Here is a 26,127-nt window from a genome sequence, read left to right as displayed (position 1 = left end):
AAGGAGGTGGTACCCGTGAACGTTTCGACATGGGTGCTCTCCTCCGGGGTCACGGTCGGGCGATAGGTCGTCGTCCGGGAGCGCCATTCCTGTGCACTCCGAAAGGCACGACCATGCATTTCACCTCCGAACAGCGCCTCGACGACGACGTCCGCGAGCGCGCGTTCACCCTCGGCGACATCCCCGGCATCCTCTGGACGCCGGCGTCCGCCTCACCGACCGCACCGGCACCGCTGATCCTGCTGGGCCACCCTCCCCTCGGGCTGCGCGCCATGCACCCGAGGCTCCTCGACCGGGCCCGGCACTGCGCCGCCCGGGGCTTCGCCGCCGCCACCATCGAGCTTCCCGGCAGCGGCGACCGGCCCCGCATGCCCGGCGTCGACCAGGCCCGCGCCGCCCTGCGGCAGGCCGTCCAAGCCGGCGAACCGGTCACCGACGAGATCATCGACGCCCTCATCCTGCCGCTCGTGGACGAGGCCGTCCCCGAATGGCAGACCGCCCTCGACTCGCTGCTGTCCCTGCCCGAGATCGGCGGCCCCGTCGGCTACTCGGGCGGAGTGATCTCCATCGGCGTACGGCTGGCGGCGGTGGAGCCCCGCGTCGCCGCCGCCGTCCTGTTCGCCGGGAGCTTCGTGCCCCGCGCGGTGTTCGAGGAGGCCCGCCGGGTCAGCATCCCCGTCCACGTCCTGTTGCAGTGGGACGACCGGGGCAACGACCGGCAGGCGTCCCTGGACCTGTTCGACGCGCTGGGCTCCGAGGAGAAGACCCTGCACGCCAACATGGGCGGGCACACCGGCGTCCCGCACCACGCGAGCGACGCCGCGGACCAGTTCTTCGCCCGGCACCTGAAGTGACGCCGGTCCGTCGTGCCGGCGACGGACCCTGAAGTGACGCCGGTCCGTCGCGCCGACGACGGACCCTGAACCGTGCCGGGCAGCACCCCTGCCCGGCACCTGACCCCACCCTGGGTGACGGGCGGCCGCCGCGAAGGACGCGTCGCCCGTCACCCGCGGAACCCGCTCTTCGGGGTCACGGCCCCGTCACACCGCGACGAGCTCGGGCGCGCCCAGGACGGGGTAATCGGTGTAGCCCTCCTCCCCGCCCGTGTCCATCAGGTACTGGTCCCGCACGGCGTTGAGCGGCGCGCCGACCCGCAGGCGTGCGACCAGGTCGGGGTTGGCCAGGAAGCCCCGGCCGAGGGAGATCAGGTCGGCACCCGCGGCGAGCAGCCGCTCGGCGGCGGCGCGTCCTCCGTCGGCGGGCAGCGGGCCGCCCCACCCCAGGACGGGGTTGGCGATCAGCGCGCCGGGCCAGGCCCTCCGTATCTCCTGGAACAGCGGCTGGTCCGGGTCGGCGAACACGACGTGGAGGTAGGCGAGGCCCTGATCGGCCAGCGCCGCCACGAGGGCCGGGTAGATGCGGTCGGTGTCGCCCTCCTCGATGCCGTTGACCCCGACTCCGGGCGAGATGCGCACCCCCACCCTCTCGGGACCGATCTCTTCGGCCACCGCCCGGACCACGTCGAGCGCGAACCGGATCCGGTGCGCGACGGGACCGCCGTACGCGTCGGTGCGCCGCTTCGTGTTCTTCGCGAGGAACTGGTGGATGAGGTAGCCGTTGGCCGCGTGCACCTCGACCCCCTCGAAGCCCGCGTCCACGGCCCGCCGCGCGGCGGCGGCGAAGTCGGCGACGGTCGAGCGGATCTCCTCGGCCGTCAGCTCACGTGGGACGGCGGCCGGACGGGTCCCGGCCGGGGTGTGGATGTCCTCCGGGAGCGCCACCGGCGAGGGCGCCACGGGCACGTGTCCGCTGGTGTCGGGGTGGCCGACGCGTCCCCCGCGCTGCACCTGCACGAACATCCGCCCGCCGGCCTCCCGCACCGCGTCGGTGACCCGCCGCCATCCGGCCACGTGGGCGGCGGTGTGGAGCGCGGGGATGTGCGCGTAGGTCTGGCCGACGGCGTTCGGCGTGGTGGCCTCGGCGATGATCAGACCGGCGGAGGCGCGCTGCGCGTAGTAGGTGGCCATGAGCGGCGTCGGTACCCCGTCGGCCGCGGCGCGGTTGCGCGTCAGCAGCGCCATGACCAGCCGGTCGGGCAGGGCGAGGGCCGATCACCACCGGCAAGCTGGTCGAGGAGCTCACAGCCGAGCGCGACCGGATCGACCGCATGATCCTCGACCTGGTCCGCTCGCGCGAGGTGCTCGACGAGGTCATCGACGCCGCGAACGTCACGACCTGAACCCTGCGGTGGACCGGGCCCGTTGGGCGCGTCGGCGGGCGGACCTGCGAAACGGGAGGCCCGTCCGCAGGGGCGCCACGCTCCGGGAGATCCGAGTTCTGGATAGCGTGATCGTCCAGTGCGTGGAGCGACCACGCGGCCGGCGGGTCCGTGCGAGGGCCCGCGGCGGAGAGTGATGAGGCTGCGATGAGTGAACTGACGAAGCCGGTGATCGACCGTCCCGAGGGTGACGCGCCGACCGAGCTGACGACGCGGGACCTCGTCGTCGGGGACGGGCCCGAGGCGAAGCCGGGGCGGGTCGTCCAGGTGCACTACGTCGGGGTCACCTTCGCGTCCGGCAAGGAGTTCGACGCCTCCTGGGACCGGGGCACCCCGTTCAAGTTCGCGGTGGGCGGCGGCAGGGTGATCAAGGGCTGGGACCGCGGGATCAGGGGCATGAAGGTGGGCGGCCGGCGCGAGATCATCGTTCCGCCGCGCCTCGGCTACGGCAAGCAGTCGCCGACACCGCTGATCCCGGCGGACTCGACGCTCGTCTTCGTGGTGGACCTGCTCTCGGTGGTCTGAGGCGGAGGACCCGCTGCTTGAACGCCGCCCGGGGGCCGAGGTCAGGGTTCGGTTCCGGGTCAGGCTTTGGTTCCGGTGCCGGTTCCAGTTCCGTCAGAGGAGCGGGTGGCGCCGCTGGTCCGGGCCTGGAGGGGCGAAACTCAGCCCGTTCTCGTCGAGCGCGTTGAACACCGTCACCCGCCCGGTCTCGAGAGCGAAGCTCACGTCGACGTTCCCCTGGGCGACGTCCTCGCCCGTCCATTCCAGCAGTTCGACCGCTCGGAGGGGCAGCCCGCGCAGTGCCTGGAGGTCGCCGATGGGTTCGGGTCTCCACGAGAGGTCGAAGCCGGGCCAGCGGACGGGGCGCGTGGGGTCGATCGTGTTCCACGTCAGGGACAGGTCACCGAGCTTCTGATGGTTGATCTCTACCTGCTCGCCCTCGAAGTCGAAGAGCACGGGGCAGTCGCAGAACCACTCGTCGTCGCCGAGGTCCCAGACCGCCCAGACTCCCGTGAGCGTCCGGCCGACGAGTGCGCGCAGACGGTCACCGTGCACGCGCGCGAGGTCGGAACGGCCGGTGAGCCAGGCCGGACGGTAGCCCGCGATACCGAAGTCGAACATGCCGACATCGTGCCAGAGGCCCCGGTCCGGTCGGGGCAGGGCGGGGGCCGGGAGGCGGTCCCGGTCACGGTGGAAGTACGGCCCGCGGGCTTCGGAATCGCGGTGCCGAAGGCCCCGCCGCGCGGGCCGGGCACCCGATCGTTCCGGGCACGGATCGTCGGGTGCTGGGAGGGTGGTGATTCCTACGGTGGAGGCATCAGGAGGAAGGACAAGCAGCCGTGCTGGAGCAGCTCAACCAGGCACTCGAACACATCGAGCGCCGCCTCGAAGCGGAGGCCGACCGCGAGGTCGACGTCGCCGAGGTCGCCCGGATCGCCATGACGTCGGAGTACCACTTCCGCCGCCTGTTCTCGGCGCTCGCCGGCATGCCGCTCTCCGTGTACGTGCGCCGTCGGCGCATGACCCTCGCCGGCGCCGAGGTGCTGGGCGGGGAGCGCACGCTGCTCGACGTGGCCGTGCGGTACGGGTACGGCTCGGGCGAGGCGTTCGCCCGGGCGTTCCGGTCGGTGCACGGCATCGGGCCCGGCGAGGCCCGGCGCACGGGTGCGACGCTCACGGCGCAGCCGCGCATGTCCTTCCGTGTCGTCGTCGAAGGGAGTACGACCATGCGGTACCGGATCGTCGAGAAGGAAGCGTTTCGGGTCGTCGGCAGGAAGGCCCGTGTGCCTCTCGTGCACGAAGGGGTCAACGCGGCGGCCGCCGCGCACGTCCAGAGCCTGGACGCGCAGGCGATCGTACGGATGAAGGAGCTGGCGGACGGGGAGCCGAAGGGGGTCCTGTCGGCGGTGGTGCACCTGACCGACAGCCGTGAGGAAGGCGCCGAGGTGGACTACTGGATCGGTGTGGTGGCCGAGCCCGGGGCGACCGCCGAGGAGCTCGACGCCCTCGACGTGCCGGCCGGGACCTGGGCGGTCTTCGACAACCACGGGCCGTATCCGAGCGCCCTCCAGGAGCTGTGGCGGGACGTCTTCACGCAGTGGTTCCCGTCGAATCCGTACGCGAGCCGGCCCGGTCCCGAGCTGCTGCGGACGCAGCCGGTGGAGATCGGCACGGAGACGGACTCCCAGCTGTGGGTCCCGGTCGAGCGGCTGGGCGAGAACGCCGGGGCGTGAGGTACGGCGGTTCGTCGGGGTCCCCGGTCGTGGTGTGCTCCGCCGCCGGGGATCAGGCCGGTCCGGCGATATTCCGCAGAGGGCCGTTCACCGCTGCGGCACCCGGCTGCGGAGTGCCGCGGCGGACCAGGTGAAGACGGGCTCCAGGCTCTCCGGGGCGGGCCAACCGTTGACGACGGCCAGCAGGGACAAGTACCGGTCACGTCGGGGGTCGTTCATCTGCTCCAGACGGGAGGCGAGGCGGCGGCGGAGGTCGGGGGCCGGGGGTGCGGTCGATAGCCCGAGGACGCGCGCGTAGTGGAACACGAGTCCGCTCACGATCGGTTCCGCCTCGGCCGAGTCCGGCTGCACACCGGCTTCCAGGGCCGGTGTCACCTGCGCCCGGATCCTTTCCGCGAGGAGCCGGGGCAGGCCCATGGCGTCGTCCGGCGCCCGGTCGGTCGCCAGGTTCCGCGCCACCTCGTGCAGCATGGAGCGGAAGTCGTCGTCCTGGGAGAGCTCGGCCAGTTCCGTCCACGCCTCGATCTGCTCGGGATCGGGGTCGTCGGGGAGTTCGGGGGTCAGTGAACGGGTGACCGCCGCGAAGGCGGGGTCGTCCCGCAGGTCCGTGAAGACCGCGTCGAGGAAGTCGTCGACGAGGCTTCGCCGTTCGGCTTCCGACAGGCGGGCCAGCTGGTGCATGAGTTCCATCTCCTCGGGTGTCGAGCCGCGCCGGGCCGCGGCCGAGAGCACGGCGCGGCGCCGCCGCAGGACGCGGATCTGCACGTCCAGTGCCTCGGCGTGTGTCGCCGCCACATCGGTCAGCGAGACGTCCCGGTCCATGACCTTGCGGATCGTGGCCAGATCGATGCCGAGTTCGCGCAGGGTGCGTACGAGTTCGATGCGCGCGACGGCGTCGGGGCCGTACCGGCGGTATCCGGCGGGGGTGCGGTCGGTGGGCGGCACGATCCCGGTGTCCGCGTAGAAGCGGATGGCCTTCACCGTCAGGCCGGTGCGGCGGGCCAGGTCACCGATGGAGTGGAGCGTCTCGCCGTTCATGGCTCCAGCATCGCGTCTCCCCCGACCGGAGACTCAACCCCGGCGCTTCGGTATCCGTCCCGCGCGCGGGAGTCGCGCGGTCGCCCGAATCGCTCAGCCGACCGCCGGGGGCACCCCGCCCACCCCCGCGCTCACGATCGACCTCCGGCGGCCGTCCGCGCGGCCAGGGCGTCCAGGACCGCGGCGTGCTCCCGGTCCACCGCGATGTCCAGACCCACCAGGCCGTCCTCGCCCAGGGTGACGGTGAAGGTGAAGAAGGAACAGCAGCCGGCCTCCCGCTCCACCAGATCCCGCAGCCGCTCCTCGACGTCTCCCGCCCTGACCGCTCAAGGGGTCCACGACGGCGTCCAGGCGCCTCAGCCCGCCGCGTCCGTGGGGTCGGCGGGAGCGGTGGGGCGCGCGGCGAGTCGGCGGGCTTCGGCGGTGACCTCGGCGTCGACCTGGCTCACCGCGCTGTCGCCGCATTCGAGCAGGTCGTACTCGTCGTCGAGGGCGGCGAGGCGCTCGACCAGAGGCAGCTCGTGTCCATGGCGCTGGTGCATCCGGAAGGCGAACTCCCGAGGCGTGAGTTCGCCGGTGAGCACGTGGCGCGCGAGGACTCGGACGGTGGCCTCCTGACCGGCCGCACTCCCGAGCGGGTAGAAGACGAGGCCGAGTTCGTCGAGCGCTGCGGGAAGCAGGTCGTGGACGTCGTAGTCCGCCTCGGCGCGGGTACAGGCGGCAAGCATCCGAAGGCCGGGGCTGTCGACCCCGGCGACGAGCGCGTCACAAGCGGCGTCCACCACGTCGCTCGCCGGGACGTCTCCCGTACTCCAGAGAGCGGCATGGTCCTGGAGCGCGATCTCCGCTGCTTCGGTCGATGTCACCCCTGCATGATCCCCCTCACGGTGAGTCCAGGTCGAGCCCATTTCACCAAAGGTGCTGTTCAGCGACGTACTGCACACCGGGCGGGCGGGCCCGAAGCCTGGATCGCCCCCCCCTGGCTCGGCCGGGCCGTTGGTCGTGTGCCGCCACGGATTCGGGTGAAGCCCCGGGTTCGGCAGGTCCGGGCAGCTGACCCGCACCTCCACGGTCCGGCCCGAACGTCCCTGGTGATTCCGCTCGAATCGTTGGCCGGGTGGGGGACTTCGCCGGGGTTCTCCGGTCAGGCCAGTCGCTGCGGAAAACTCCGCGACGGCGCTCGCGGCTCATGCCAGTGTGAGGGCGTGACAAAGATCGAGAGGGCAGATGTGTTCGCGGCCGGACGCCGCGGTAGGCATGGGAATCTCCATGCGTATCGGGTGCGTGGGCGGGGCCGCGGCGCGGTAGTGCTGTGGATCGGCGGCGAGGGCGACGAACCTGATCAGGTGCTGACGTTGCCGGAAGCTGATCGCTGTCAGGTGCCGGTGTTCGTGACTGTTCGGCAGGCACGGGTGTATGTGAGCCGACGGGGACGGGGGCTGGCCACCTCTGAGACCAACACGCTCGAGCTCACCCGTGTCCAGCATTGGCTGGAAGACCCGGTACGCCGGGGTGTTCCCTCGGGTGACGTGCTGGAGGCGTGGAACTTCTTCGAGGATCTGGCCCGGGGGCTCGGCGGGATCCACCGGATGCCCCAGCAGAGCGCGGTGCATCACAGCGCCTACGAGAAGCTGTTCGGAGACGAGTGCCGAGCCTGGACTCCCGCGGAGCAACACGCGGTGCTGGAACTGATGACAGCTGGGGTGGAACTGTGGAACTCCTGCCCAGTGATCGTGAAGCCCTGCTCGAGGATCGTCTTCGACAGCGGACGGGTCGGCCCCCGCTCGAACTCATCCTGGCTGAACCGGATCGAGGCCTAGGCCGTTCATTGTGGATCACTCCGGGGAGCGGGACGATGGCGGCCATGGTCTCTGACGAAACGCCCACCAGTCCCGTGAATCACGCCGCGAACGACCTCATCGCGTGCCCATGCTGCTTCCAGCGCACGTTGGAGGAGCGGGCGAACTTCGAGATCTGCCCCGAGTGCGGCTGGGAGGACGACGGGCAGGACGACGCGGACGCTCACATCGTCCGGGGCGGTCCCAACGGCCGGCTGAGCTTGGCGCAGGCCCGGTTGGACTACCTGGAAGAAGCGGCTGAGGGAAGCGATGAGTCCATGACGCGCGATGGTGAGGGGCTGTGGTTGTCAGAAGCACGGCGCCAGGTTCCGGACGTGGCCGATTAGGGCAGCGTCGAGCAACGCTGCTTCTCGTTGCCAGGGCATGCCGTTGACGGATGCGCGCCATCTTCCTCTGGTCGGCCCGGTGATCCACACGAGACCGCCTAGTTCACCGGGCCGTGCGCTACGCCGTGTCAGGCACCGAAGTGCTCGGGGTGAGGGCAGACATCCAAGCCGTCGTCCGGGCGATCGCTCCAGCCCCACCACAAGTGCCGATCCCCGCACTGCCACACGCTTCGGCAGACACGCTTCCCGTCCTCCTCCCGCCGCGAGAGGACCATCGCAGTGCAGATCATCGGCTGATCGCAGGACGGGCAACAGGGTGCCGTGCTGTTCGCTTCCACCGCCTGAAGGTAGCGCCTCGGCTCAGCCGGTCGCCCCCGACCCTCAATCCCTGGCCCGCAGGGCAAACGTTGCCTGATGCGGCACTAGCTCACGACGAAGTGGTGCGCCGGGAAGATCGTGGGCTGCACGTCCGCGTGGCCCAGGTCTGCCAGGATCGGGCCGAAGGTCTTCGCGTGGGCTTCGAGTGCCTCCGCGCTCTCCCAGACCTCGGTCACCTGGAATCCCTCCTCGGTCGGGCCCGCCGCATGCGAGAGGAGACCCGGATTCCCCAGGTCCGCGAACCGCCTGAACCCCTGCCCGCCCGTCACGCGCGCGATGACCTCGTCGTAGAGCTCCTGTCCGGCGCCCGGGAAGGTGAAGGAGACGATCACGGCCATCTGGATACCCCTGCCTGGATCCGCCGCTCGGCTGCGGCGCGCGCCCGCGAGTCTAGCTCCCCGTGTCCGTACGCATACGGGGAGCGACAGAGGTCCGGCGTCTGTGCATCGTGGTGGTCGCCAGCACTCCCCTACGGGATCGCCGCGTACCGCTCCAGCCGGTCGGCCAGCTCCACCGGTCGGCTGAGGGGCAGGCAGTGGCCGCCGTCCATGACGTCGGCCTCGACGCCCAGGCGGTCTCTGGCGACGCGGCGACTCCACCCCTCCGGAAAGAGGCGGTCGTCGCGCCCGATGAGCGCCCGGCACGGGAGCGACGGCCACCGCTCCAGCGGCCACGGGCCGTCCATCGGGGCCTCCCGCTGGATCCGCGTACGCCGCCGGGCCTCGGCGGCCAGCTCGGGCGGGACGTCGTGGTAGAACAGCTCCTCCCCGGCGGTGCGGACGAGGTCGCTGTGGCCCGTGTCGGCCCACCACTCGTTCGCGCTCTCACCCGGCCGGGGGATCATGCCGGCGACGAAGACGAGGAGGTCGGCGTCGAGTCGCCCGGCCACCAAGGGGGCGGTGAAGCCGCCCAGGGAGTGGCCGACGATGATCAGGCCGGTCCGGTCGGCGGTCGCCTCGACGACGGTGTCGGCGTACTCGTTCCAGGTCGCCGTCTCGTCCTCGCTGGGCAGGTCCACCGCCACGACCTCGTGCCCCCGCTCGCGCAGCGCCGCTTCCACCAGATGCCAGCTCCAGGCGCTGTCCCCCGCTCCGTGGATCAGTACGAAGGTCCTCATGGGGTGTTCCTTCCCTGGAAGTACCGACCGCCGCCCCCCGGGCGGAGATCCGGGGGCAGACATCGGGGGGACGGAGACCGGGCGGCGGGCGCGGAGATCCGACGGACGCGGTCGTCGTCGGCTCCAGGTTCGCAGAGAACGCCGGGTCCGGCGCGCGCCACAGATGTGAAGCAGGCATTGCAATCACGTTGCCTGGCATTGCGGTCGGCTGTCCGCCCTGTCGTTTCCCGGATGTCGTGCGGCAGGGTCATAGTGCTTGGTCCCGGCTTTCCGCACCGTCCCTTCCGGTACCGACGCACACCCAGGAACGACGGCAACCGCTCGTACAGGGGTCTCCTGCGAGCGGTCCGTCCCGAGCGGAGGATTCTGATGACGACCGGCACCCTGGCTCCCTCCGCCGCGACATTCCTGGACGATGTGCTGAACCGGCGCGCGACGCCCTGCGGCCACGACGTGGACTGGTCGGACCTCGGCATCCGCGACGAAGGCGACCTGCTCGCCGCGCTTCCGCCCCTGCTGCCGTTCGAGACGTCCGGCACCACGGGCGGCCCGGCCCTCCGGTGGCGGACCCGTGAGCGGCTCGTCCAGGAGGCCCGGCACGTCGCGGATCTCCTGGCCGTCGACCCTCCGGACGTGCTCGTCGTCCACGCCCCGCCGCGTGACCTGCACGGCCTGCTGTTCGGGTGCCTGGCGCCCGCGCTGCTCGGGCGCCACGCCCGGTACGCGCGGCCCGACGACCCGCTGCCGCGCGACGCGCGCCGTCCCCTGTTCGTGGCCGTGCCATCTACCTGGTCGCACCTGCGGCGTTCCCTGCGGGAGCTGCGCGGGTACGAGCGGCTCACGGTGACGCACGGCACCGGCCCCCTCCCGGAGGCCGCGCCCGCCGTGCGCCGCGCCGTCCCGCGACTGTCCCTGCTCGAAGTGCACGGCTCCACGGAGACCGGCCTGGTGGGGACCCGCGCGGACGGGCGATGGGACTTCACCCTCGCCCCCGACCTGGCCTTCGCCCCCCACGGGAGCGCCGCTCAGGCCACGTCACCCTCGCCCGTACCCCTGGTCGTCCGCAGCACGCGGATCCCGGCGGGCGGCGACGGCCCGCACTCGCCCGAGCACGTCCTGGCCGACCTGGTGACACCCACCGGCCCGCGCACCTATCGCCTCGCCGGGCGGCACGGCGATCCGGTCGGGTCCAGAGGACAGTGGGCCGGGCTCGCCGGCATCGAGGCCGTCCTGCGCGGCGCCGTACCGGGCGTCGGCCTGCGCTGCGTTCCGGTGCCCGATCCGCTCCGCGGAGAAGGGTACGAGGTCGTCGTCGCCGGTACGGAGCACGACCGGCGGGCCGTCGTGGCGGCGTCGCTGCGTGCGCTGCCCGCCTGGCAGGCGCCCCGGGTGGTCCGCCTTGACGCGCCCGGCGGCGCCGTCCCCGTACGCCTGCCTTCCGCCGGGGAGAACGACGCGTGACGGCTCGGCCCGGCCCGGCGGTGGCTGCGCGCGACCTGATCGGACTAGGTACGGTAAGGGAGTTGGAGCGGTTCGTGTCAGCGACGCACGCGCCCCCACCGCACCGCAGGTGAACCAGGCAGATCGACCCGGCGGCCCGGGGGTCCGGAACGTCGGCCGTGAGGAGGCTCTCATGTCCCGAGTCGTCGTGATCAGCGGCGGCGGCACCGGTATCGGCCGGGCCACCGCGGAACTCTTCGCCCGCGCAGGCGACCGGGTCGTCCTGGTCGGCCGGCGCGCCGACCCCCTCAAGCGCACGGCCGACGAGATCACGGAGGCCCTCGCCCGGGACGGCGCGGGCGACGGCCCACACGGAGCAGGAGCCGGTGCCGGTGCTGAGGTGACCACCGTCGTCGCCGACCTCTCCGAGACCGCCGGGGCCCGGCACGTACGGGACGTCGTGCGTGAGCAGTTCGGGCGGGTGGACGTCCTCGTGAACAGCGCCGGAGGAAATGCCGCCTTCGGCTCCCCCGTCGGCGACGGCGACCCCCTCGACGAAACCGCCGAACACTGGCTGGGCAACTTCCGCTCCAACGTCCTCACCGCCGTGCTCCTCACCGAGGCACTGCGCGACCTGCTGGCCTCCCCCGGCGGACGGGTGGTTCTCATCAGCTCGATCGCCGCCTACCGGGGCTCGGGCTCGGGTTCGTACGCCGCGAGCAAGGCCGCCCTCCACCCCTACACGTACGACCTGGCCGCTGCGCTCGGCCCCCGGGGCATCACGGTGAACGCCGTCGCCCCCGGCTATGTCGCCGACACCGAGTTCTTCCGGGGCACGCTGGCCCCGGAGCGCGAGCGCACCCTCGTCGGCCAGACCCTCAACGGTCGTGCGGGCGTGCCCGACGACGTCGCCCGCACCGTGCGGTGGCTGGCGGCGCCGGAGAGCGGTCATGTCACGGCACAGATCGTCCAGGTCAACGGCGGCGCGGAGCGCGGACGTTGAAGCAGCCGTCGCTGACGGGCGCCCCTGCGCTGTCCGCTCCCGCTCGTAGGAGGCGCATGCGGTCCGTGGCGCGGGCCGTCCGACTCCGGACGTAGGACCTGCGCCCCATGCGCGTCAGGGACCCGCTGGTCGGGGTCGGATCCCATGCACGACGGTAAGAAGGAGGCTTGGCTGCGGTGAGGGGAGTCCGCGGACGGCGCATGCGCGTGTGGGGCGGATCGGACGTAGGCGTCCGCAACCGCCCTGGGTGCCCTGCTTGAGCCGATGTCTCGGGGCCTCGGCCGTCCCGTTCGGACACGGGCGTGCGATGATCTTGCAGAGCTGGACCGGGCTCACCGCACGGGGGGTGTGAAGCGGATGCGTCGACTGGCGGCCACCGCATGTGCGGTGGTCCTGGGGGCGAGCACGGCCGTCTGGTGGGCGCTCCGGGACTCCAGCCCGTACAGCCTGCGCGAGACTCCCGCTGTGACCGTCACCGTTCGCGCCGCCGTGGCGGATTCCCCCGACGCCGAGGAGGTCGTCGACGAGGCGGAGCTCCTCATCAAGGCCTACGTCCAACGCCTCGCCGCCGGAGACGCAGCCGGTCTCGGCGATCTCGGCGCCCCCTGGTACACGGGCCGACGCGAGGCGGCCGAAGAGCTCGTCGCCGACTACGGGAGCGTCGCGGCGCGACCCGTCGAGGCGACCGTCGCCGATCCGGTCGTGCCGTACCTCGCCCACGTCGACGTCCGCTTCACCGGCGGCAAGCGACAGACGCTGTACCTGACCCGCGGCGACGGGGTGTGGTGGGTAGAACTCGGCGAGGACGACCCCGTCCACCCCTGAGGGCCTCTGACGGCATCTCACCCGTCCCGCCCAGGGCGGTGGTGGGCCGCTGCCCCTCCTCTCCCCTCTCCCCCCCCACACACAGGGCCGGCATCGAGACGCTGACCCACTCCGGTGATCCGCGCCGTACTCGTCGGCGCAGGCGCATGGTGTGCGGCGGCCACCCTCGGCGTTTCGGCCAGTACCGCTTCCCTCGCGTCCTGTTGCGGGAGGCGGGTCGGTGCATCCGCCACGCTCCGCCGCGCGCGGAATCTCGGGGTTCCGGCGACGACCGAAACACATGTGTTCGATATCCCTGCGGTCTCGTTGAACCTGACGACCACGCCGGACAACCGTCAGGGGGACCACGTTGACCTCGGCCGACTCCCGCACACAGCAGACCACCGCCGCACCGCCGCCACCTCCGCCCGCGGAGATCACGTACGGCGGGCAGTACTCCGTCAATCCGCTCGCCGAGACCTCCTTCCTGCGGATGTGCCGCCAGCTCCCGGCCGTCCTCGGCCGGATCGCCCGACTGTCGTGGCGGACCGACCGGCAGGCGGTGCGGCTGCTGCTCGTCTGCCAGGCGGTCACGGGGCTCTCGGCCGCCGTGCTCCTGGCGGCCACCGCACGCGCCATGCAGCCCGTCCTCGGGGACGGTTCCGCCGGGGACCGGCTGCGGGGTGCCGTCCCGGCGCTCCTTGTGGTCGCGTGCGCCGCCGGGCTGGGCCGCGGCACGGCAGCCGTGGCCGCGTACGCGGAGCGGCGGATCACCCCGCGCCTCACGACGGAGACCGACAGCGCCCTGGTGGAGGCGGTGTGCCGGGTCGAGGCGTCCGCGTACGCGGTGGACGGGTTCTCGGACCGGCACGAGGCGGCCGAGATGGGGGTGATCCGCACCCATGTGATGGTCACGGACGCGCAGCGGTTCCTGTCCTCGCTCATCCGCATGGTCACCGCGGGCGGCGTGCTGTCGGTGCTCAACCCGCTGATGCTGCCGCTGCTCCTCCTCGCCGTGCTGCCGGCCGGTGTCGGCGCCGTCCTGACCGCGCGGGTCGACTACGAGATCCACTACGCCAACGTCGCGGACCGCAACGTCAGGGGGATGATGCGCTGGTGGGCGACCGCATCGAAGTACGGCGACGAGGTCCGCGCCAACTCGATGACGGACTACCTGGTCTTCTGGTATCGCGCCCTGTCGGACCGGTGCGACCGCCGCACCCTGGCGGCCACCCCGCGCACCCTGCGGATCGCTCTCCTGTCCGCGCTCGCGGGCGGTGTCTTCCTCGTCGTGACCTGGGGCGCCCTGGCCTGGCTCGCGGTGACCGGGCGTATCGCGCTCGCGGTCGCGGCGACGGCCGTCATCGCCGTGCAGACGACGCTCGCCGCGCTGTCGCAGGTCGTCACGTACGGTGCCGCGCTCTTCCACACCAGCCTGTATCTGGGCGACATGCAGTCCTTCCTCGACGACGCGGCCGCCCGTGCCCCGCGCCGCGGGCCCCGCAGTCACTCGGCGCCGGCGGAGGAGATCCGGCTCGACGAGGTGGTCTACCAGTACCCGGGCAAGGACCGGCCCGCGGTCGACGGTGTCTCGCTTGCGCTCCGGCGCGGCCAGATCCTCGCGATCGTCGGCGCGAACGGCTCCGGAAAGTCCACGCTCACCCGGCTGCTGACCGGCATCTACCTGCCCGACAAGGGAAAGGTCACGTGGAACGGCACCGATCTCGCCGAGGTGGACCCCGCCACGGTGTGGGCCGACACCGGTCTGGTGCCGCAGATCTTCGCGCAGTGGCCGCTGCGGGTGCGCGAGAACATCACCCTCGGCCAGCCCCGTACCCACGACGACGTACCGGTGTGGGAGGCGGTCGACGCGGTGGGACTCCGCGAGGCCGTGGAGGACCTGCCCGACGGTCTGGACACGCTCCTGTCGCGCGACGTATTCGGCGGCACCGAGCTCTCCGGCGGCCAGTGGCAGCGCATCGCGTGCTCCCGGGCCCTGTACCGGCGCCCCGGGCTGCTGATCCTCGACGAGCCCACGTCCCAGATGGACCCGCGCGGCGAGCACCAGATCTTCGAGCGGATCAAGGCCATCGCGGCCGACCGCATCACGATCGTGGTCACCCACCGCCTGGAGAACACCCGGATCGCGGACCACATCGTGGTGATGGAGCAGGGCCGGATCACCGAGCAGGGCCGGTACGACGACCTCGTCCACGGCGGCGGGACCTTCGCCGAGCTGCTGCGGCTCTCCCAGGACCGCTGATCGCACGCGCCCACCCGTCCCGCGACGGGACGGGAGTTGACGGGACAGGACCCGGCGTGACGGGACGTCACGTGGCAGGCGGAACGACACCGAGGAGGAACCGTGTTCCCGTACCCCACCACCACCCCCACCGACGACCGCGTCACCCCGGCGCCGACCGTGCCACCTCCCGCCGGGGCCACGCGCCCCTCCCGTGACCATCTGCGCTCCACCCTCGCCGCATACCTCGCCCGGCACCCCGCCGAACGCGGCGCGCTCTCCGGGCTCATCGTCGCGCTCGACGCGGAGGACGACCCGACGGACCGTGTCGCACCGACCGGCCGCATCACCTGCTCCGGTGTCGTCGTCGACGCCGAGGGACGCGTCCTGCACTTCGCCCGCACGGCCTCCGGCCTTCTGCGCACCCCCGGTGGCCCCGTCGAGACCGGGGACTCCACCCTCCTCGCCACCGCGCTGCGGGAGATCGTCGAGAAGACCGGCATCCCGCCCTCATCTCTCGTCCTCGCACCGGAGTTCGGGCACACGCCCATCGACATCGACGTCCACCCGATCGCGGCCGGCGAGAGGAAGCGGGAGGATGCGCACGAGCACTTCGAATTCCGCTACGTCCTCCGTCTCGCGGCTGCCGACGGCACCGGCCTCGTCCTCCAGGAGGGAGACGTTCCGGGAGCCGTCTGGCTGCCGCAGGACGGGGTCCGGTCCCCGACGCTCCGCGCGAAGCTCCGGGGGGCCGCCCTGGAGAGGGCGATCACCCCCGTGAACGCGAGCGCCGTGATCCACGACGGCCGAGGCCGGTACCTGCTGCACCTGAGGGACGTGAAGCCCGGGATCTGGGCTCCTGGATGCTGGGACCTGCTCGGCGGCGGCCGCGAGCCGGAGGACATGACGCCGTACGACACGGTCGTCCGGGAGCTGCGCGAGGAGGCCGGCCTGGAGATCCCGGGCCTCCGGCCGTACGAGGTCGGAGCCGTGATCGGCACCGACGGAACGCTGGTTCCCGTGCAGCTGTTCACCGGCGTGTGGACCGGTGACCCGGGCACGCTGCCACTGGCCGAGGGGCAGCTCCTCGCCTGGCGCAGCCCTGAGCAGCTGCCGTATCTGACGATGCTCCCCACCACCCGGGAGCTGCTCGTACGGCACGCGGCCGAGCACCACTCGGATCCCCCGCCCGGACGGCTCACCCGTCCCCCGGCCGGTCACGGCGCCGACGCCCGGTCGACGGGGCTCCGGGCCTCGTCGCCGCCCCCGGGCACGGAACCTCATGTCGTCGGTGTCCACCTCGTCCTCGAACAGGACGGCAAGGTCCTGCTCGGCCTGCGGCATCCCGACTCGGCCTACGCGGGCGGGATGTGGCACGTCCTCGCCGGACACTGCGAGAACGAGTCGGCGACGGCGTGTCTGGTGCGCGAGGCCCACGAGGAGGCGGGGCTCGTCCTCAGCGCGGACGACCTCACCCTCGTCCACACGGTGCACGCGGCCGACCGCCCCGGTGAACGGCCCAGGATCCAGCTCTTCTTCCGCGCGCACACCTGGGAGGGCACGCCCGAGCTGCGAGAACCGGACAAGACCGTCGCGTGGCGGTACGAGGACGTCGACGCCCTTCCGGACGCGGTGGTCCCCTACACCCGCGCGGCGCTCGAAGGCATCCGGGCTGGCCGCGCCTACACGGAGACGGGGTGGTCCCGCTGACCGCCTTCTCCTCTGTCGGCGCCGTCCACGCCGAGCATCCGGCAGTGCCCCCGTGCCCGGCTGCGCCACGACACCGTTGACGCCGCCGAGGTCGACGAAGGCCTCCCCCACCCCCGAGGGGCGGGAGAGGCCGTGTCCGTACGGGTCTGCCTCCCGGGTCGGTCAGCCGGTCTCGACAGGCTGCGCCGGGGCGTCGGGCGCGGTGTGGGACGAACCACGCGCACCGGTCCTGCCCGCGTCGGCGCCGTCGCCGCCCTCAGTGCCGTCAGCGCCGTCCACCTCGTCGGCGAGCCGCTGCAGACCGCTGGTGGTCTTCAGCGGCTTCTCCTTGACGAACACGACACAGATCAGGGCAAGCAGCGCGAACGGGGCCGCGACGAGGAAGATCTCGCCCGTGGCGACGCCGTACGCGTGCTCCACGATGGCGCGGATCGGGGCGGGGAGCGTCGCCATGTCCGGCACCGCGCCGCTTCCGGCGCCGCCTCCACCGGCGGGGACGCCGGCGTCGGCGAGGCCCTTGGTGATCTCCGCGGCGACGCGGTTGGCCAGGATGGCGCCGAGCACGCTGGTGCCGATGGTGCCGCCCAGGCTTCGGAAGAAGGAGAGGACGGAGGTGGCGGCGCCGAGTTCGGAGGCGGCCACGTCGTTCTGGGCGGCCAGGACGAGGTTCTGCATCAGCATGCCGACGCCGACGCCCATGACGGCCATGTAGACGCTGGTCAGACCGAAGCTCGTGTCGGAGCCGATCGTGGAGAGGAGGCCGAGGCCGGCCGTCATCGTGGCGCCGCCGGCCACCAGGTAGGCCTTCCACCGGCCGGTCTTGCTGATGATCTGTCCGGCGACGGTGGAGGAGATCAGGAGGCCCATGATCATGGGGAGGCTCATGAGGCCGGCGACCGTCGGGGACTTCCCCAGGGAGATCTGGAAGTACTGCGAGAGGAAGACCGTGCCGCCGAACATCGCGAGGCCGACGAAGAGGCTGGCGACGGTGGTGAGCGCCACGGTGCGGTTGCGGAAGATGCCGAGCGGGATGATCGGCTCGGAGACCCTGGACTCGACGAAGACCGCCGCGACGAGCAGCACCAGGCCTCCGCCGGTCAGGGCAGCGGTCTGCCAGGAGGCCCAGTCGAAGGTGTTGCCGGCGAGGGAGACCCAGATGAGCAGCGCGCAGACACCGGCGACGATCAGGAACGCGCCGAGGTAGTCGATCTTCGCCTCGCGGCGGTTCACGGGCAGCTTCAGCGTCCGCTGGAGCAGCACGATGGCGAGCAGGGCGAAGGGGACGCCGATGAAGAAGCACCAGCGCCAGCCCAGCCAGGAGGTGTCCACGAGGACACCGCCGATGAGGGGTCCGGCGACGGTGCCGACGGCGAAGACGGCGCCGAAGATGCCGGCGTACTTGCCGAGCCTGCGCGGCGGGATGATCGCGGCCATCACGACCTGCGCGAGGGCGGTGAGGCCGCCGGCGCCGATGCCCTGGGCGACGCGGCTGAAGATCAGCAGCCCGACTTCGTGGGAGAACCCGGCGAGGAGGGAGCCGACCACGAACAGCCCGAGGGAGATCTGGAGGAGCAGCTTCTGGTTGTAGAGGTCGGCCAGCTTGCCCCACAGCGGGACCGTCGCCGTCATGGCGAGGAGTTCGGCGGTGACGACCCAGGTGTACGAGGACTGGCTCGCCCCGAGGTCGGCGATGATGCGGGGCAGCGCGTTGGAGACCACGGTGCCGGCCAGGATGGCGACGAACATGCCCGCCATCAGGCCGGACATGGCTTGGAGTATCTGACGGTCGGACATGGAGGCGGCCGGGGGCGCGTCGGCCGGCGCCGCTGGTGAGGTCACAGCATCTCTCTCAGTGTTCGTGGGTCGCCGGACCGGCCGCTTCGCGGTGTGCGCGGGCGGCCGGGGGCGGCGCTCCCCAGGGGGAGCGTTCGATGGGCAGGTAGAAGGAGAAGGCGGTCTGCGGGCTGCGGGCCGCGGGTCAGCGTCCGTCGGGCGGGGCGGGCGAGCCGGATGTGGTGCCCGGATGAGGTGGTGCGGGGAGGCCTGCGGCGAGGTGCTCGAACGTCTCCCGGAAGACGTCCGCGAAGGCGGCCTCGTCCTGCCGGACGGACCAGTGCTCGACGGCGACGCGGACGGCCGTCGTACCGACGGCGGCGAGCAGGCGGGGGTACAGCCCGAGGGCCCGCCTCCGCTCCTGGTCGTCCTCGTCGGCGAGCGGGGGACGGCCCTGGGCGAAGAGCGGCGAGCCGGCTCCGATGCGCTCGGCGAGGGTCTCGGCGAGCCCGGCCTCGTCCGCCAGGTGGGCGCCGATGCTGCGTGCGAGCAACTGGGGTGTCCGGCGCAGGACTTCTGCATGCAGCTGCCACAGCTCGCGCTGCTGCTCGATCTCCCCGAGTTCGGCCGCGAGGGCGTCGCGGAGGGCCTCCAGGGGGGAGAGTTCGGCGGGAGCGGCGAGGACGGCCCGCCGGACACGGCCACCGGCGTCGGCCCCGATCATGACGAAGACCTCGTCACGGGAGTCGAAGTAGTTGAAGAACGTCCGCGTGGAGACGCCCGCCGTCGCGCTGATGGCGTCGACGGTGACGTGCTCGACGCCGTGCTCGGCCGCGAGGCGTACCGCCGCCTCCACCAACGCGGCGCGCGTCGCCCGCTTCTTGCGCTCTCTGAGCCCGCCCGACGCAGGGACTGCCTCTGCCATACCTGCATGGTACGCAAAAATGCATGGTCTGCAAAAATAGGTCTGGTGCGAGATCACCTCCGGTGCACCGGCTCGGCGCGGGCACGTGGCTGTCGCGTCGGCCGGCGGCGGCCGGTCAGGCGGCGCATCACGCGCTGTCCTCCCCCGCCCCGCGGGCGACCGCCGGTAGCACGCCCGCGGGCGACCGCCGGTGGCACGGGTGCCTCCGCCACGGCCGTGACAGCCGTGCGGGAAACGGACGGCGGTCCGTCGTGGGACGGGCCTCCCATCCGTCGCGGGGGAACGCGGGCGTCACGGTCGGCGACCGCACACATCGCGCCGCGCCGGACGGCATCTTTCGGCGGATGATCCCGGGAAACCCTGAGACGCGCACCCGCCGACCGCCAGGATGGCCCCATGGACCAGGACGACATGCATGCGGACGGCTGCGACGTGGTGGTGAGGATCCCCGTCGAGCCGGTGGAGGCCGCCGTGGAGGCGGATGCACGTGACGCGGCGGTGCACAACGGGACCTTGGCCGTACGGGGTCCCCTGTTCGGGGTGGCCGCGCAGGGCGCGGGAGACGGGCGCCGGTGGCGGGTGGTCGTCGAGGTCACGCAAGGCTGCCCGCAGGAGGCCCGCGACGCGCTGAACTCGCTGCTCTGGTTCCGGGCGAAGGACGAGGCCGGGGACCGGGCCGAGCGGCGCGCGCTGCTCGCGGCGGTCGCCCGCCTGGAACGGGAGCGCGTGGACGAGCTCACCGTGCTCGGCACCCGCTTCCGGGTCGTGCGGGCCGAGGAGTACGCGGGCATGAACGTCCACGGGGACATCGAGACGCCACGGCCGACCGACCCCGAACCTCCCGTCCCCGACTGGAGCCGCGCTGCGCGGGGGCCGAGGGTCGACGAGGGGCTCGTCCTGGACCCCGACGCGCCGCTCTCCCCCGCCCTGGCGGCGGAACGGCTGGCGTTGCGTTCCCTCGTCTACACCGGGGCGAGGTTCCCCCACCGCGTGCTGCGCGACTCGGAGCACGCCCGGGCGAGCCACCCCGACGTGCTGCTCCTGCCCGCGCTGTTCCGGGTCGTGGAGCGGTCCGGCGGCGGGGCCTGGACGCCGGGCAGCGGCCTGCACGCCTCCGCCCACGACGCCCGGCGGACCCTGGACTTCGCCCTCGTCTGGTGGCAGCCGCGCTCACGGGGGCTGATCCCCGAGGCCTCCGCGGAGGACTTCCTCGCCCAACGCGACGCGCGCACCCTGGTCGCCGAGGGCACCGGCTCCTCCGTCGCCGAGCTGGCGTTGTACGCCGAGGCGGCCGACCGGCTCCGCGCCGAGCGGCTGAACCAGGTCGAGGTCCACGGCACCACCTCCCGGATCGGCCGCACCCGACGCCTGGTGCGCTGGGGTCCCGACGGGCCGGAGGGGCCCCGCCCGTCCGACGTCGAGAACCACGCCCCGAACGCCATGCACCCGCCCCTCGACGAGGACGGCAACGTCCTTCCCGAGGAGCCGGGGGAAGAGGACGAGGCGTACGAGGCGGGCCCGGGAGACGTGGAGGACCGGGGGGACGCCGTCTCGTGACCCCGGCGGAACGGGAACTTGTGGCCTCGGCCTGACAGGGCTCAGTTGTTCACGAACGTCAGGCTGGTCGCGTCGTAGCGGGTGCCCGCGATCTGCTCCGGCGGCGCGGCTGCCTCGATGCCGGCCAGGTCCTCGGCGGTCAGCTCCACGGTCAGCGCCGCGAGGTTCTCCTCCAGGTTCCGCTGCCGCCGGGTGCCGGGGATCGGCACGACGTCGTCGCCCCGGTGCTGCACCCAGGCCAGGGCGAGCTGGCCGGCGGTGACCCCCTTCGCCTCGGCGAGCGCGTCCAGCCGGGCGACGACCGCGAGGTTCCGCTCCAGGTTGCCTTCGGCGAAGCGCGGCTGGCTGCGCCGTACGTCGGTCTCGGCCATGCCCTCGACCGAGGCGTACCGTCCCGTCAGGAAGCCCCGGCCGAGGGGGGAGAAGGGGACGAGGCCGATGCCGAGTGCGCGGCAGAGCGGAGCGATCTCCCGCTCCAGGTCACGGGTCCACAGCGACCACTCGCTCTGGAGCGCGGCGATCGGATGCACCGCGTGCGCCCGGCGGATCGACTCGGCTCCCGCCTCGGACAGGCCGAGGTGGCGGACCTTCCCCGCCTCTACGAGTTCGGCCATCGCCCCGACGGTCTCCTCGATCGGCACCCGCGGGTCGACCCGGTGCTGGTAGTAGAGGTCGATGTGGTCGACTCCGAGACGGCGCAGCGACGCGTCGCACGCCTCCCGGACGTAAGCGGCGTCGCCGCGGATCCGGGTGGGCTCGCCCAGACGGTTGGCGTAGCCGAACTTCGTCGCCAGCACCACCTCGTCGCGGCGCGAGGCGACGGCCCGTCCGATGAGTTCCTCGTTGTGTCCGGCGCCGTAGAAGTCGGCGGTGTCGAGGAGCGTCACCCCGAGGTCGAGGGCGCGGTGGAGGGTGGCGATCGACTGCTCGTCGTCGGAGGCCCCGTATCCGTGGCTCATCCCCATGCACCCCAGACCCTGCGCGGAGACCACGAGGTCGCCCAGCTTTCGGGTGGAAACGTCGGTCATGATGGCTGCCTCCTGCGTGTGGGATCCGTCCTTGAGGACGCTAGGCAGTGGAGTGCACTCGAAGTCAACCGTGCCCCGCCGGGACCACCAGCCCGTCGCTCATCTCCCTTTGGATTCACGGCACTTGCCCAATTCGGCCATGACCGATCAGGTTCGCGCCGAATAGGTCGGATCGGGGCTCTTGAGCCCTCGGGCGTCGCGACCCTGGGGGGAGACGGGACAGCGCCCGTGGGGGGCGAGCGCCCGCACAGCTGAAACAGGGGGTTCCAACCGTGGCTTCTCTTGTTTACGACATCCTCACCGACCCGGCGCCGCTCCAGGCGTCGGAGCCCGGTCGGGAGTCCCGGGGATCGGTCTACGTCGTCGTCTCCAACCCCAACCTGAACGGGGAGGTGGACTGGCGCTCGATCGAGGTCCGCGTGCCCTTCGGCGGCAAGGCCGGAGACCTGACGTCCGATCCGGAGGCCGTCAAGGCCCGGATCTCGCAGAACAGCGCTACGGAGCCGGGCAAGGACCCGACGGTGGAGTGGGACGGCAAGAACGGCGTCCTCACCGTGACCGCCCAGCCGAACTCCCTCTTCAGGGAGGCCGGTTCCCTCGTCCTGGTGCTGGACGACTTCCCGGTCTCGGGCGAGCCGGGGCTGGTCCTGCTCCAGGTGACCGAGCGGGCGGCGGACGGCGCCAAGGTCCAGCGGAACCCGGTCGCCCTGAGTCTGCTGAAGCGGCTGCCCCGGGTGCCGCGCAACTTCCGCCCGAAGGACACCCTGGTGGCCGCGGGCGGGGACATCGTCCTCCAGTGGGACGGACCCGACACGCTGGCGTACACGATCCACGGCCCGGACGGCCTCACCGAGCCCGTGCCGCAGCGCACGGGGGCCGGATGGCAGTGGTCGCCGGTGGCGGGCAAGGAGCCGAAGCGGGACGCCACCTACACCTTGGTGGCCGCCTCGCGGTCCCCGCAGCAGGAGCCGGGCTACTTCCTCACGACCACCGTCCACCTGCGCCACCCCGAGTTCGACAGCGTCACCGCCACGCAGGGGCTGCGCACCCCGTGGGCGGAGGGCACCACGGACAAGGGGCGGATCACCTTCACCCCGCGGGGCGTGCAGGTCCACGACGACGCCCACACGCCCGGCGCCGTCACGGCCGACAAGGTCAGCGCGACCGCCGTGAACACCACGTGGGTGGGCGACCACGACGCCGGCAAGGGCTGGATCGAGTTCCCGCAGTCCGGAGTGGACGTCCGCAGGGACGGATCGCGGGAGTGGGGCACGGTCGCGGCCGACAAGGCCGACCTGAACGGCATCCACACCAAGTGGGTGCAGGGGCGCGACGGCAGTGCCGGCTGGATCGAGTTCCCGCCCGCCGGAGTGAACGTGTTCGAGGGCTCCGGGAACCGTCAGTGGGGCACCGTCGCCGCCGGGACGGCGGACCTCAACGACCTGGTCAGCCACCGGGCCCAGGTCAAGGAACGCCTCACCCTCCAGGGCGGGCTGACCGTCGACGGTGTCCTGGAGACGCAGGACGGACCCCCTCGGCTCGTCGTCCACGGCAGGCTCGACGCCCAGGGGGAGGTGAGCGCCGCGGGCGGGGTGGGCGTCGGCGGTGACCTGTCCGTCGACGGTGACCTCGTCGTCCGGGGCGATGTCCGTCCGCTGCGGAACCTGGACGTCGGTGGACTGGTGACGGCGGGCGACCTGACGGTCAGGGACAAGCTGACGACGGACCACGAGCGGTTCGCGCTCCTCGTCCACGGCGAGTCCCTGTTCCTGGGGAAGGTGAACGCCAACCGGCTCCTGTCCGTCCGGACCGGGGAGGCCTGGGTCATGCACATCAACGAGGAGATGGTCGCGATCCAGGGCAACCTGCGGGTCCACGGAGCGTTCCGCTCGGACAGCTGAGCGTCCTCGGACGACGGCCGCCCGGCGGGGGAAGCCCCCTGCCGGGCGGTCGCCACCCGGCGTTCCGCCGCCGGGAGCCCGGCCGCCCCTGGGCGGGAGGGCGAGCGGCGGCGGGGGACGTCCCGTCACGTGGCGTCCGACCCCTGGCGGTGCCTGCATGCTCTGCGGCATACTTCCCGTATGCCAGACACGAGCGTCAGGATCGACGAGACCACGCGGGACCGGTTCAAGGCCCTCGCCGACGCCGCCGGGCTGTCCGTGAAGGACTACCTGGAGCGCGTCGCGGACGAGAAGGAGCGCGAGCAGCTCCTCGACACCGCCACCGGCGCCTTCCGGCGCGCCATCGGCGCTCCCGGCGTGATGAGCCGCTTCGACGCCGACTTCGGCGGGCTGCCGCCCGTCAAGCACGAGACCGAGCGGGTGGCCTGACCCGTGCGGCTGCTCGTCGACGCCCGCTGGCTGCTCGACCGCCAGGAGGAGATCCTCCGCAGGGACCTCACGGTCAGCGACTACTCGGTCCTGGCCGGCATGGCCGCCCGGCACCGGGTGAACACGCCGCACCTCGACCAGGCGGACCCCGACGCGTTCTGGCGCGCCGCCGTCTTCCTCCAGGAGTGCGTCCTGCTCCGCCCGCTGCCCACGCGCAACGAGCTCTACGGCTACGGGGTCGCCATCGCCTACCTGGAGGCGTCCGGCCACCGGGTCGACCCCTCGTACGAGCCCTGGCGCGATCTCATCCGCGACATCCAGGGCCTGCGGCTCACGAGCTACGACACGGCGGACCGCCTCCGGTCCCTCCGCCAGGATCAGTAGGCGGCGACCCCAGGTCCTCGGCGCGAGGGAACGGCTGAGCTGCGTCTTGACCTCGGCGCGGGGCGTCTGGGTGGGTGATCGACGGGTCGGTGGACGCGTTACGGTCTCCCCTTTGGGCGCCTTCGAAAGGAACCGTCATGAATCTTCCCGCATCAGGCAGGCGCGTGCTCGTCAGTGGTGCGTCGCGGGGGCTCGGGCGTGCGGTGGCTCAGGCGTTCGCGGCGAACGGGGACCGGGTCGCCGTCCACTTCGGGTCCCGTGCCGACGATGCGCGCGTGACCCTGGAGTCCCTGGCCGACACCGGGCACGTACTGGTCGGCGGCGACCTGTCGAAGCCCGCGGGGGCGGCGGCCGTGGTGGAGATGGCCTCGGAAGGGCTCGGCGGCCTCGACGTACTGGTGAACAACGCGGCGGTGAACGTCCGCCACCCGCTGGCCGAGACGCCGTACGAGGAATGGGTGGCGGTGTGGCAGCGACACGTCGCGGTGAACCTGCTCGCCACCGCGAACCTGAGCCATCTCGCCGCGCGGCTCATGATCGACCAGGGCACGGGCGGCCGGATCGTGAACATCGGTTCCCGGGGCGCCTTCCGGGGTGAGCCCGACCACCCGGCGTACGGGGCGACCAAGGCCGCCGTGCACGCCCTGGGCCAGTCGCTCGCCGTCTCGCTCGCTCCGCACGGGATCGCCGTCGCCTCCGTCGCCCCCGGATTCTTCGCGACCGAGCGCGTCGCACCGCGCCTGGAGGGCCCCGAGGGCGCGGCGATCCGTGCGCAGAGCCCGTTCGGCCGGGTGGGCTCGACCGAGGAGATCGCCGACGCCGTGCTGTGGCTGGCCTCCCCCGCCGCCGCGTGGTCGTCCGGGACGATCCTCGACCTCAACGGCGCCTCACACCTGCGGAGTTGACGCTCGCGGCACGAAGAGGGGCCCGCCCCCCGTCCGAGACCGGACGGGGGGCGGGCCCGTGTCGGCGCGCCGCGCGCTCACGCCTCCTCGGGCTCCCAGCGCAGCAGGTCGCCCGGCTGGCACTCCAGCGCGTCGCAGAGCGCGGCGAGCGTCGCGAACCGCACCGCCTTGGCGCGGCCGTTCTTGAGCACCGCCAGGTTGGCGGGCGTGATCCCCACCCGCTCCGCGAGCTCGCCCACGGACATCTTCCGCCGGGCCAGCATCACATCGATGTCGACGGCGATGGGCATCAGATGACCTCGTCCAACTCGGCCCGCATGCGGGTGGCTTCGACGTCGCGGGCGACGGCCTGGGCCAGCAGCATGCGCAGCACGAGCACGATGAGCGCGACCCCCAGGACTGCGAGGGCGATCCCTCCCATGATGACGCTGACCCCCGGGTCGTCCCGCTGCCCGGGTGCGTTGACGACGGTGACGGCGAACCACAGCAGGGCGACGGCCACGATCGCCCCGATGACGCGGTCCACGTACCGGAAGGCGGCATGGGAGAACACGGTCCCCTTGCGCACCATCGCCACCAGCCGCCACACGGAGACCAGGGCGACCTGGGCCGCCACCATGCCCAGGATCACGATGACACGCATGGGGGTCAGGGGCAGCGACCCCTCCTCCTGGTCGTTTCCGCTCACCAGGACCCACACCATCATGATCTGCACCAGCACGGTGCCCGTGAACACCACCGCGAGCACGGCGCGCAGCGCGCGCACTGTCAGCTTCCCCACGGCCCCTCCTTC

Annotated in this window: 27 protein-coding genes and 1 pseudogene; 16 read left to right on the top strand and 12 right to left on the bottom strand. The window is 72.4% G+C overall.

What is annotated here, in order from left to right; translation table 11 throughout:
* Positions 1-113 precede the first annotated feature (113 nt).
* The gene (locus ACFYXU_RS16985) at positions 114-854 is read left to right on the top strand and encodes a dienelactone hydrolase family protein (protein WP_389458183.1); all 741 of its coding nucleotides are present in this window, start codon (positions 114-116) and stop codon (positions 852-854) included.
* A gap of 186 nt (positions 855-1,040) precedes the next feature.
* Here ACFYXU_RS16985 and ACFYXU_RS16980 read toward each other — a convergent pair whose 3' ends face one another.
* Positions 1,041-2,081 (bottom strand): alkene reductase, encoded by a 1,041-nt coding sequence (locus ACFYXU_RS16980; protein WP_389458181.1) that lies wholly within the window; start codon positions 2,079-2,081, stop codon positions 1,041-1,043.
* 35 nt (positions 2,082-2,116) lie between these two features.
* Between ACFYXU_RS16980 and ACFYXU_RS16975 the strand changes: the two are divergent.
* A pseudogene (locus ACFYXU_RS16975) lies at positions 2,117-2,239 on the top strand (MerR family transcriptional regulator); the annotation flags it as partial.
* 186 nt (positions 2,240-2,425) lie between these two features.
* Positions 2,426-2,803: an FKBP-type peptidyl-prolyl cis-trans isomerase gene (locus ACFYXU_RS16970; protein ID WP_361398140.1), complete on the top strand. Its 378-nt coding sequence runs from the start codon at positions 2,426-2,428 to the stop codon at positions 2,801-2,803.
* Between the two features lie 93 nt (positions 2,804-2,896).
* On the opposite strand, the gene ACFYXU_RS16965 is transcribed toward ACFYXU_RS16970, so the two are convergent.
* Positions 2,897-3,403 carry a hypothetical protein gene (locus ACFYXU_RS16965; protein WP_389458179.1) on the bottom strand — a complete coding sequence of 169 codons (507 nt, stop codon included), beginning with the start codon at positions 3,401-3,403 and terminating at the stop codon, positions 2,897-2,899.
* 218 nt (positions 3,404-3,621) lie between these two features.
* On the opposite strand from ACFYXU_RS16965, the gene ACFYXU_RS16960 reads away from it, so the two are divergent.
* Positions 3,622-4,515, top strand: coding sequence for a GyrI-like domain-containing protein (locus ACFYXU_RS16960; RefSeq protein WP_376507816.1), 894 nt, complete (start codon positions 3,622-3,624; stop codon positions 4,513-4,515).
* Between the two features lie 87 nt (positions 4,516-4,602).
* Here the strand turns inward: ACFYXU_RS16960 and ACFYXU_RS16955 are convergent, their stop codons facing one another.
* From ACFYXU_RS16955 to ACFYXU_RS16945, 3 genes are all read right to left on the bottom strand, one after another.
* Positions 4,603-5,553: a MerR family transcriptional regulator gene (locus ACFYXU_RS16955; RefSeq protein ID WP_389458177.1), complete on the bottom strand. Its 951-nt coding sequence runs from the start codon at positions 5,551-5,553 to the stop codon at positions 4,603-4,605.
* A gap of 131 nt (positions 5,554-5,684) precedes the next feature.
* On the bottom strand, positions 5,685-5,837 hold the full coding sequence (locus tag ACFYXU_RS16950) for a hypothetical protein (protein WP_389458175.1): 153 nt from the start codon (positions 5,835-5,837) through the stop codon (positions 5,685-5,687).
* Between the two features lie 72 nt (positions 5,838-5,909).
* Positions 5,910-6,419 (bottom strand): hypothetical protein, encoded by a 510-nt coding sequence (locus tag ACFYXU_RS16945; protein WP_389458173.1) that lies wholly within the window; start codon positions 6,417-6,419, stop codon positions 5,910-5,912.
* Positions 6,420-6,758: 339 nt separating this feature from the next.
* On the opposite strand from ACFYXU_RS16945, the gene ACFYXU_RS16940 reads away from it, so the two are divergent.
* On the top strand, positions 6,759-7,373 hold the full coding sequence (locus ACFYXU_RS16940) for a hypothetical protein (protein ID WP_389458171.1): 615 nt from the start codon (positions 6,759-6,761) through the stop codon (positions 7,371-7,373).
* A 44-nt stretch (positions 7,374-7,417) separates the two neighbouring features.
* A complete protein-coding gene (locus ACFYXU_RS16935) occupies positions 7,418-7,738 on the top strand; it encodes a CPCC family cysteine-rich protein (protein ID WP_361398123.1) in 321 nt (106 codons plus the stop codon).
* Between the two features lie 422 nt (positions 7,739-8,160).
* Here ACFYXU_RS16935 and ACFYXU_RS16930 read toward each other — a convergent pair whose 3' ends face one another.
* Both ACFYXU_RS16930 and ACFYXU_RS16925 read right to left on the bottom strand, forming a co-directional pair.
* A complete protein-coding gene (locus tag ACFYXU_RS16930; RefSeq protein ID WP_376507955.1) occupies positions 8,161-8,454 on the bottom strand; it encodes a hypothetical protein in 294 nt (97 codons plus the stop codon).
* 131 nt (positions 8,455-8,585) lie between these two features.
* Positions 8,586-9,233 carry an alpha/beta hydrolase gene (locus ACFYXU_RS16925; RefSeq protein ID WP_389405701.1) on the bottom strand — a complete coding sequence of 216 codons (648 nt, stop codon included), beginning with the start codon at positions 9,231-9,233 and terminating at the stop codon, positions 8,586-8,588.
* Positions 9,234-9,602: 369 nt separating this feature from the next.
* Here ACFYXU_RS16925 and ACFYXU_RS16920 point away from each other — a divergent pair, with 369 nt between their 5' ends.
* From ACFYXU_RS16920 to ACFYXU_RS16900, 5 genes are all read left to right on the top strand, one after another.
* Positions 9,603-10,694 carry a hypothetical protein gene (locus ACFYXU_RS16920; RefSeq protein WP_389458169.1) on the top strand — a complete coding sequence of 364 codons (1,092 nt, stop codon included), beginning with the start codon at positions 9,603-9,605 and terminating at the stop codon, positions 10,692-10,694.
* 172 nt (positions 10,695-10,866) lie between these two features.
* Positions 10,867-11,676 (top strand): SDR family NAD(P)-dependent oxidoreductase, encoded by an 810-nt coding sequence (locus tag ACFYXU_RS16915; RefSeq protein WP_389458167.1) that lies wholly within the window; start codon positions 10,867-10,869, stop codon positions 11,674-11,676.
* A gap of 465 nt (positions 11,677-12,141) precedes the next feature.
* Positions 12,142-12,501 (top strand): hypothetical protein, encoded by a 360-nt coding sequence (locus ACFYXU_RS16910; protein WP_389458165.1) that lies wholly within the window; start codon positions 12,142-12,144, stop codon positions 12,499-12,501.
* A 472-nt stretch (positions 12,502-12,973) separates the two neighbouring features.
* Positions 12,974-14,743 (top strand): ATP-binding cassette domain-containing protein, encoded by a 1,770-nt coding sequence (locus tag ACFYXU_RS16905; protein ID WP_389458507.1) that lies wholly within the window; start codon positions 12,974-12,976, stop codon positions 14,741-14,743.
* A gap of 102 nt (positions 14,744-14,845) precedes the next feature.
* Positions 14,846-16,432, top strand: a complete 1,587-nt coding sequence (locus tag ACFYXU_RS16900) for an NUDIX domain-containing protein (RefSeq protein WP_389458163.1) — start codon at positions 14,846-14,848, stop codon at positions 16,430-16,432.
* Positions 16,433-16,594: 162 nt separating this feature from the next.
* Here ACFYXU_RS16900 and ACFYXU_RS16895 read toward each other — a convergent pair whose 3' ends face one another.
* On the bottom strand, positions 16,595-18,226 hold the full coding sequence (locus tag ACFYXU_RS16895; RefSeq protein ID WP_389458504.1) for an MDR family MFS transporter: 1,632 nt from the start codon (positions 18,224-18,226) through the stop codon (positions 16,595-16,597).
* A 184-nt stretch (positions 18,227-18,410) separates the two neighbouring features.
* On the bottom strand, positions 18,411-19,130 hold the full coding sequence (locus tag ACFYXU_RS16890) for a TetR family transcriptional regulator (protein ID WP_389405706.1): 720 nt from the start codon (positions 19,128-19,130) through the stop codon (positions 18,411-18,413).
* 396 nt (positions 19,131-19,526) lie between these two features.
* Between ACFYXU_RS16890 and ACFYXU_RS16885 the strand changes: the two genes are divergently transcribed.
* Positions 19,527-20,687 carry a DUF5954 family protein gene (locus tag ACFYXU_RS16885; RefSeq protein WP_389458161.1) on the top strand — a complete coding sequence of 387 codons (1,161 nt, stop codon included), beginning with the start codon at positions 19,527-19,529 and terminating at the stop codon, positions 20,685-20,687.
* A 41-nt stretch (positions 20,688-20,728) separates the two neighbouring features.
* Here ACFYXU_RS16885 and ACFYXU_RS16880 read toward each other — a convergent pair whose 3' ends face one another.
* Complete coding sequence (locus ACFYXU_RS16880; RefSeq protein WP_389405708.1) at positions 20,729-21,715, bottom strand: aldo/keto reductase; 987 nt, start codon at positions 21,713-21,715, stop codon at positions 20,729-20,731.
* 272 nt (positions 21,716-21,987) lie between these two features.
* Between ACFYXU_RS16880 and ACFYXU_RS16875 the strand changes: the two genes are divergently transcribed.
* From ACFYXU_RS16875 to ACFYXU_RS16860, 4 genes are all read left to right on the top strand, one after another.
* Positions 21,988-23,616: a hypothetical protein gene (locus ACFYXU_RS16875; RefSeq protein ID WP_389405709.1), complete on the top strand. Its 1,629-nt coding sequence runs from the start codon at positions 21,988-21,990 to the stop codon at positions 23,614-23,616.
* Between the two features lie 180 nt (positions 23,617-23,796).
* Positions 23,797-24,045 (top strand): antitoxin MazE7, encoded by a 249-nt coding sequence (locus ACFYXU_RS16870; RefSeq protein ID WP_361398083.1) that lies wholly within the window; start codon positions 23,797-23,799, stop codon positions 24,043-24,045.
* A gap of 3 nt (positions 24,046-24,048) precedes the next feature.
* Positions 24,049-24,429, top strand: a complete 381-nt coding sequence (locus ACFYXU_RS16865; protein WP_329857679.1) for a toxin Doc — start codon at positions 24,049-24,051, stop codon at positions 24,427-24,429.
* Positions 24,430-24,566: 137 nt separating this feature from the next.
* Positions 24,567-25,334 carry an SDR family NAD(P)-dependent oxidoreductase gene (locus ACFYXU_RS16860; protein ID WP_376507832.1) on the top strand — a complete coding sequence of 256 codons (768 nt, stop codon included), beginning with the start codon at positions 24,567-24,569 and terminating at the stop codon, positions 25,332-25,334.
* Positions 25,335-25,411: 77 nt separating this feature from the next.
* On the opposite strand, the gene ACFYXU_RS16855 is transcribed toward ACFYXU_RS16860, so the two are convergent.
* Together ACFYXU_RS16855 and ACFYXU_RS16850 are read right to left on the bottom strand one after the other, a co-directional pair.
* On the bottom strand, positions 25,412-25,624 hold the full coding sequence (locus ACFYXU_RS16855) for a helix-turn-helix transcriptional regulator (RefSeq protein WP_329857683.1): 213 nt from the start codon (positions 25,622-25,624) through the stop codon (positions 25,412-25,414).
* Entirely contained in the window at positions 25,624-26,115 is a 492-nt protein-coding gene (locus tag ACFYXU_RS16850; protein WP_376507833.1) for a DUF2975 domain-containing protein, read from the bottom strand. Before ACFYXU_RS16850 ends, ACFYXU_RS16855 begins: the two co-directional genes overlap by 1 nt.
* Positions 26,116-26,127 lie beyond the last annotated feature (12 nt).

It is taken from the genome of Streptomyces sp. NPDC002232 (assembly GCF_042890295.1).
GTDB lineage: Bacteria > Actinomycetota > Actinomycetes > Streptomycetales > Streptomycetaceae > Streptomyces.
This window is presented reverse-complemented; position numbering and strand designations above follow the sequence as displayed.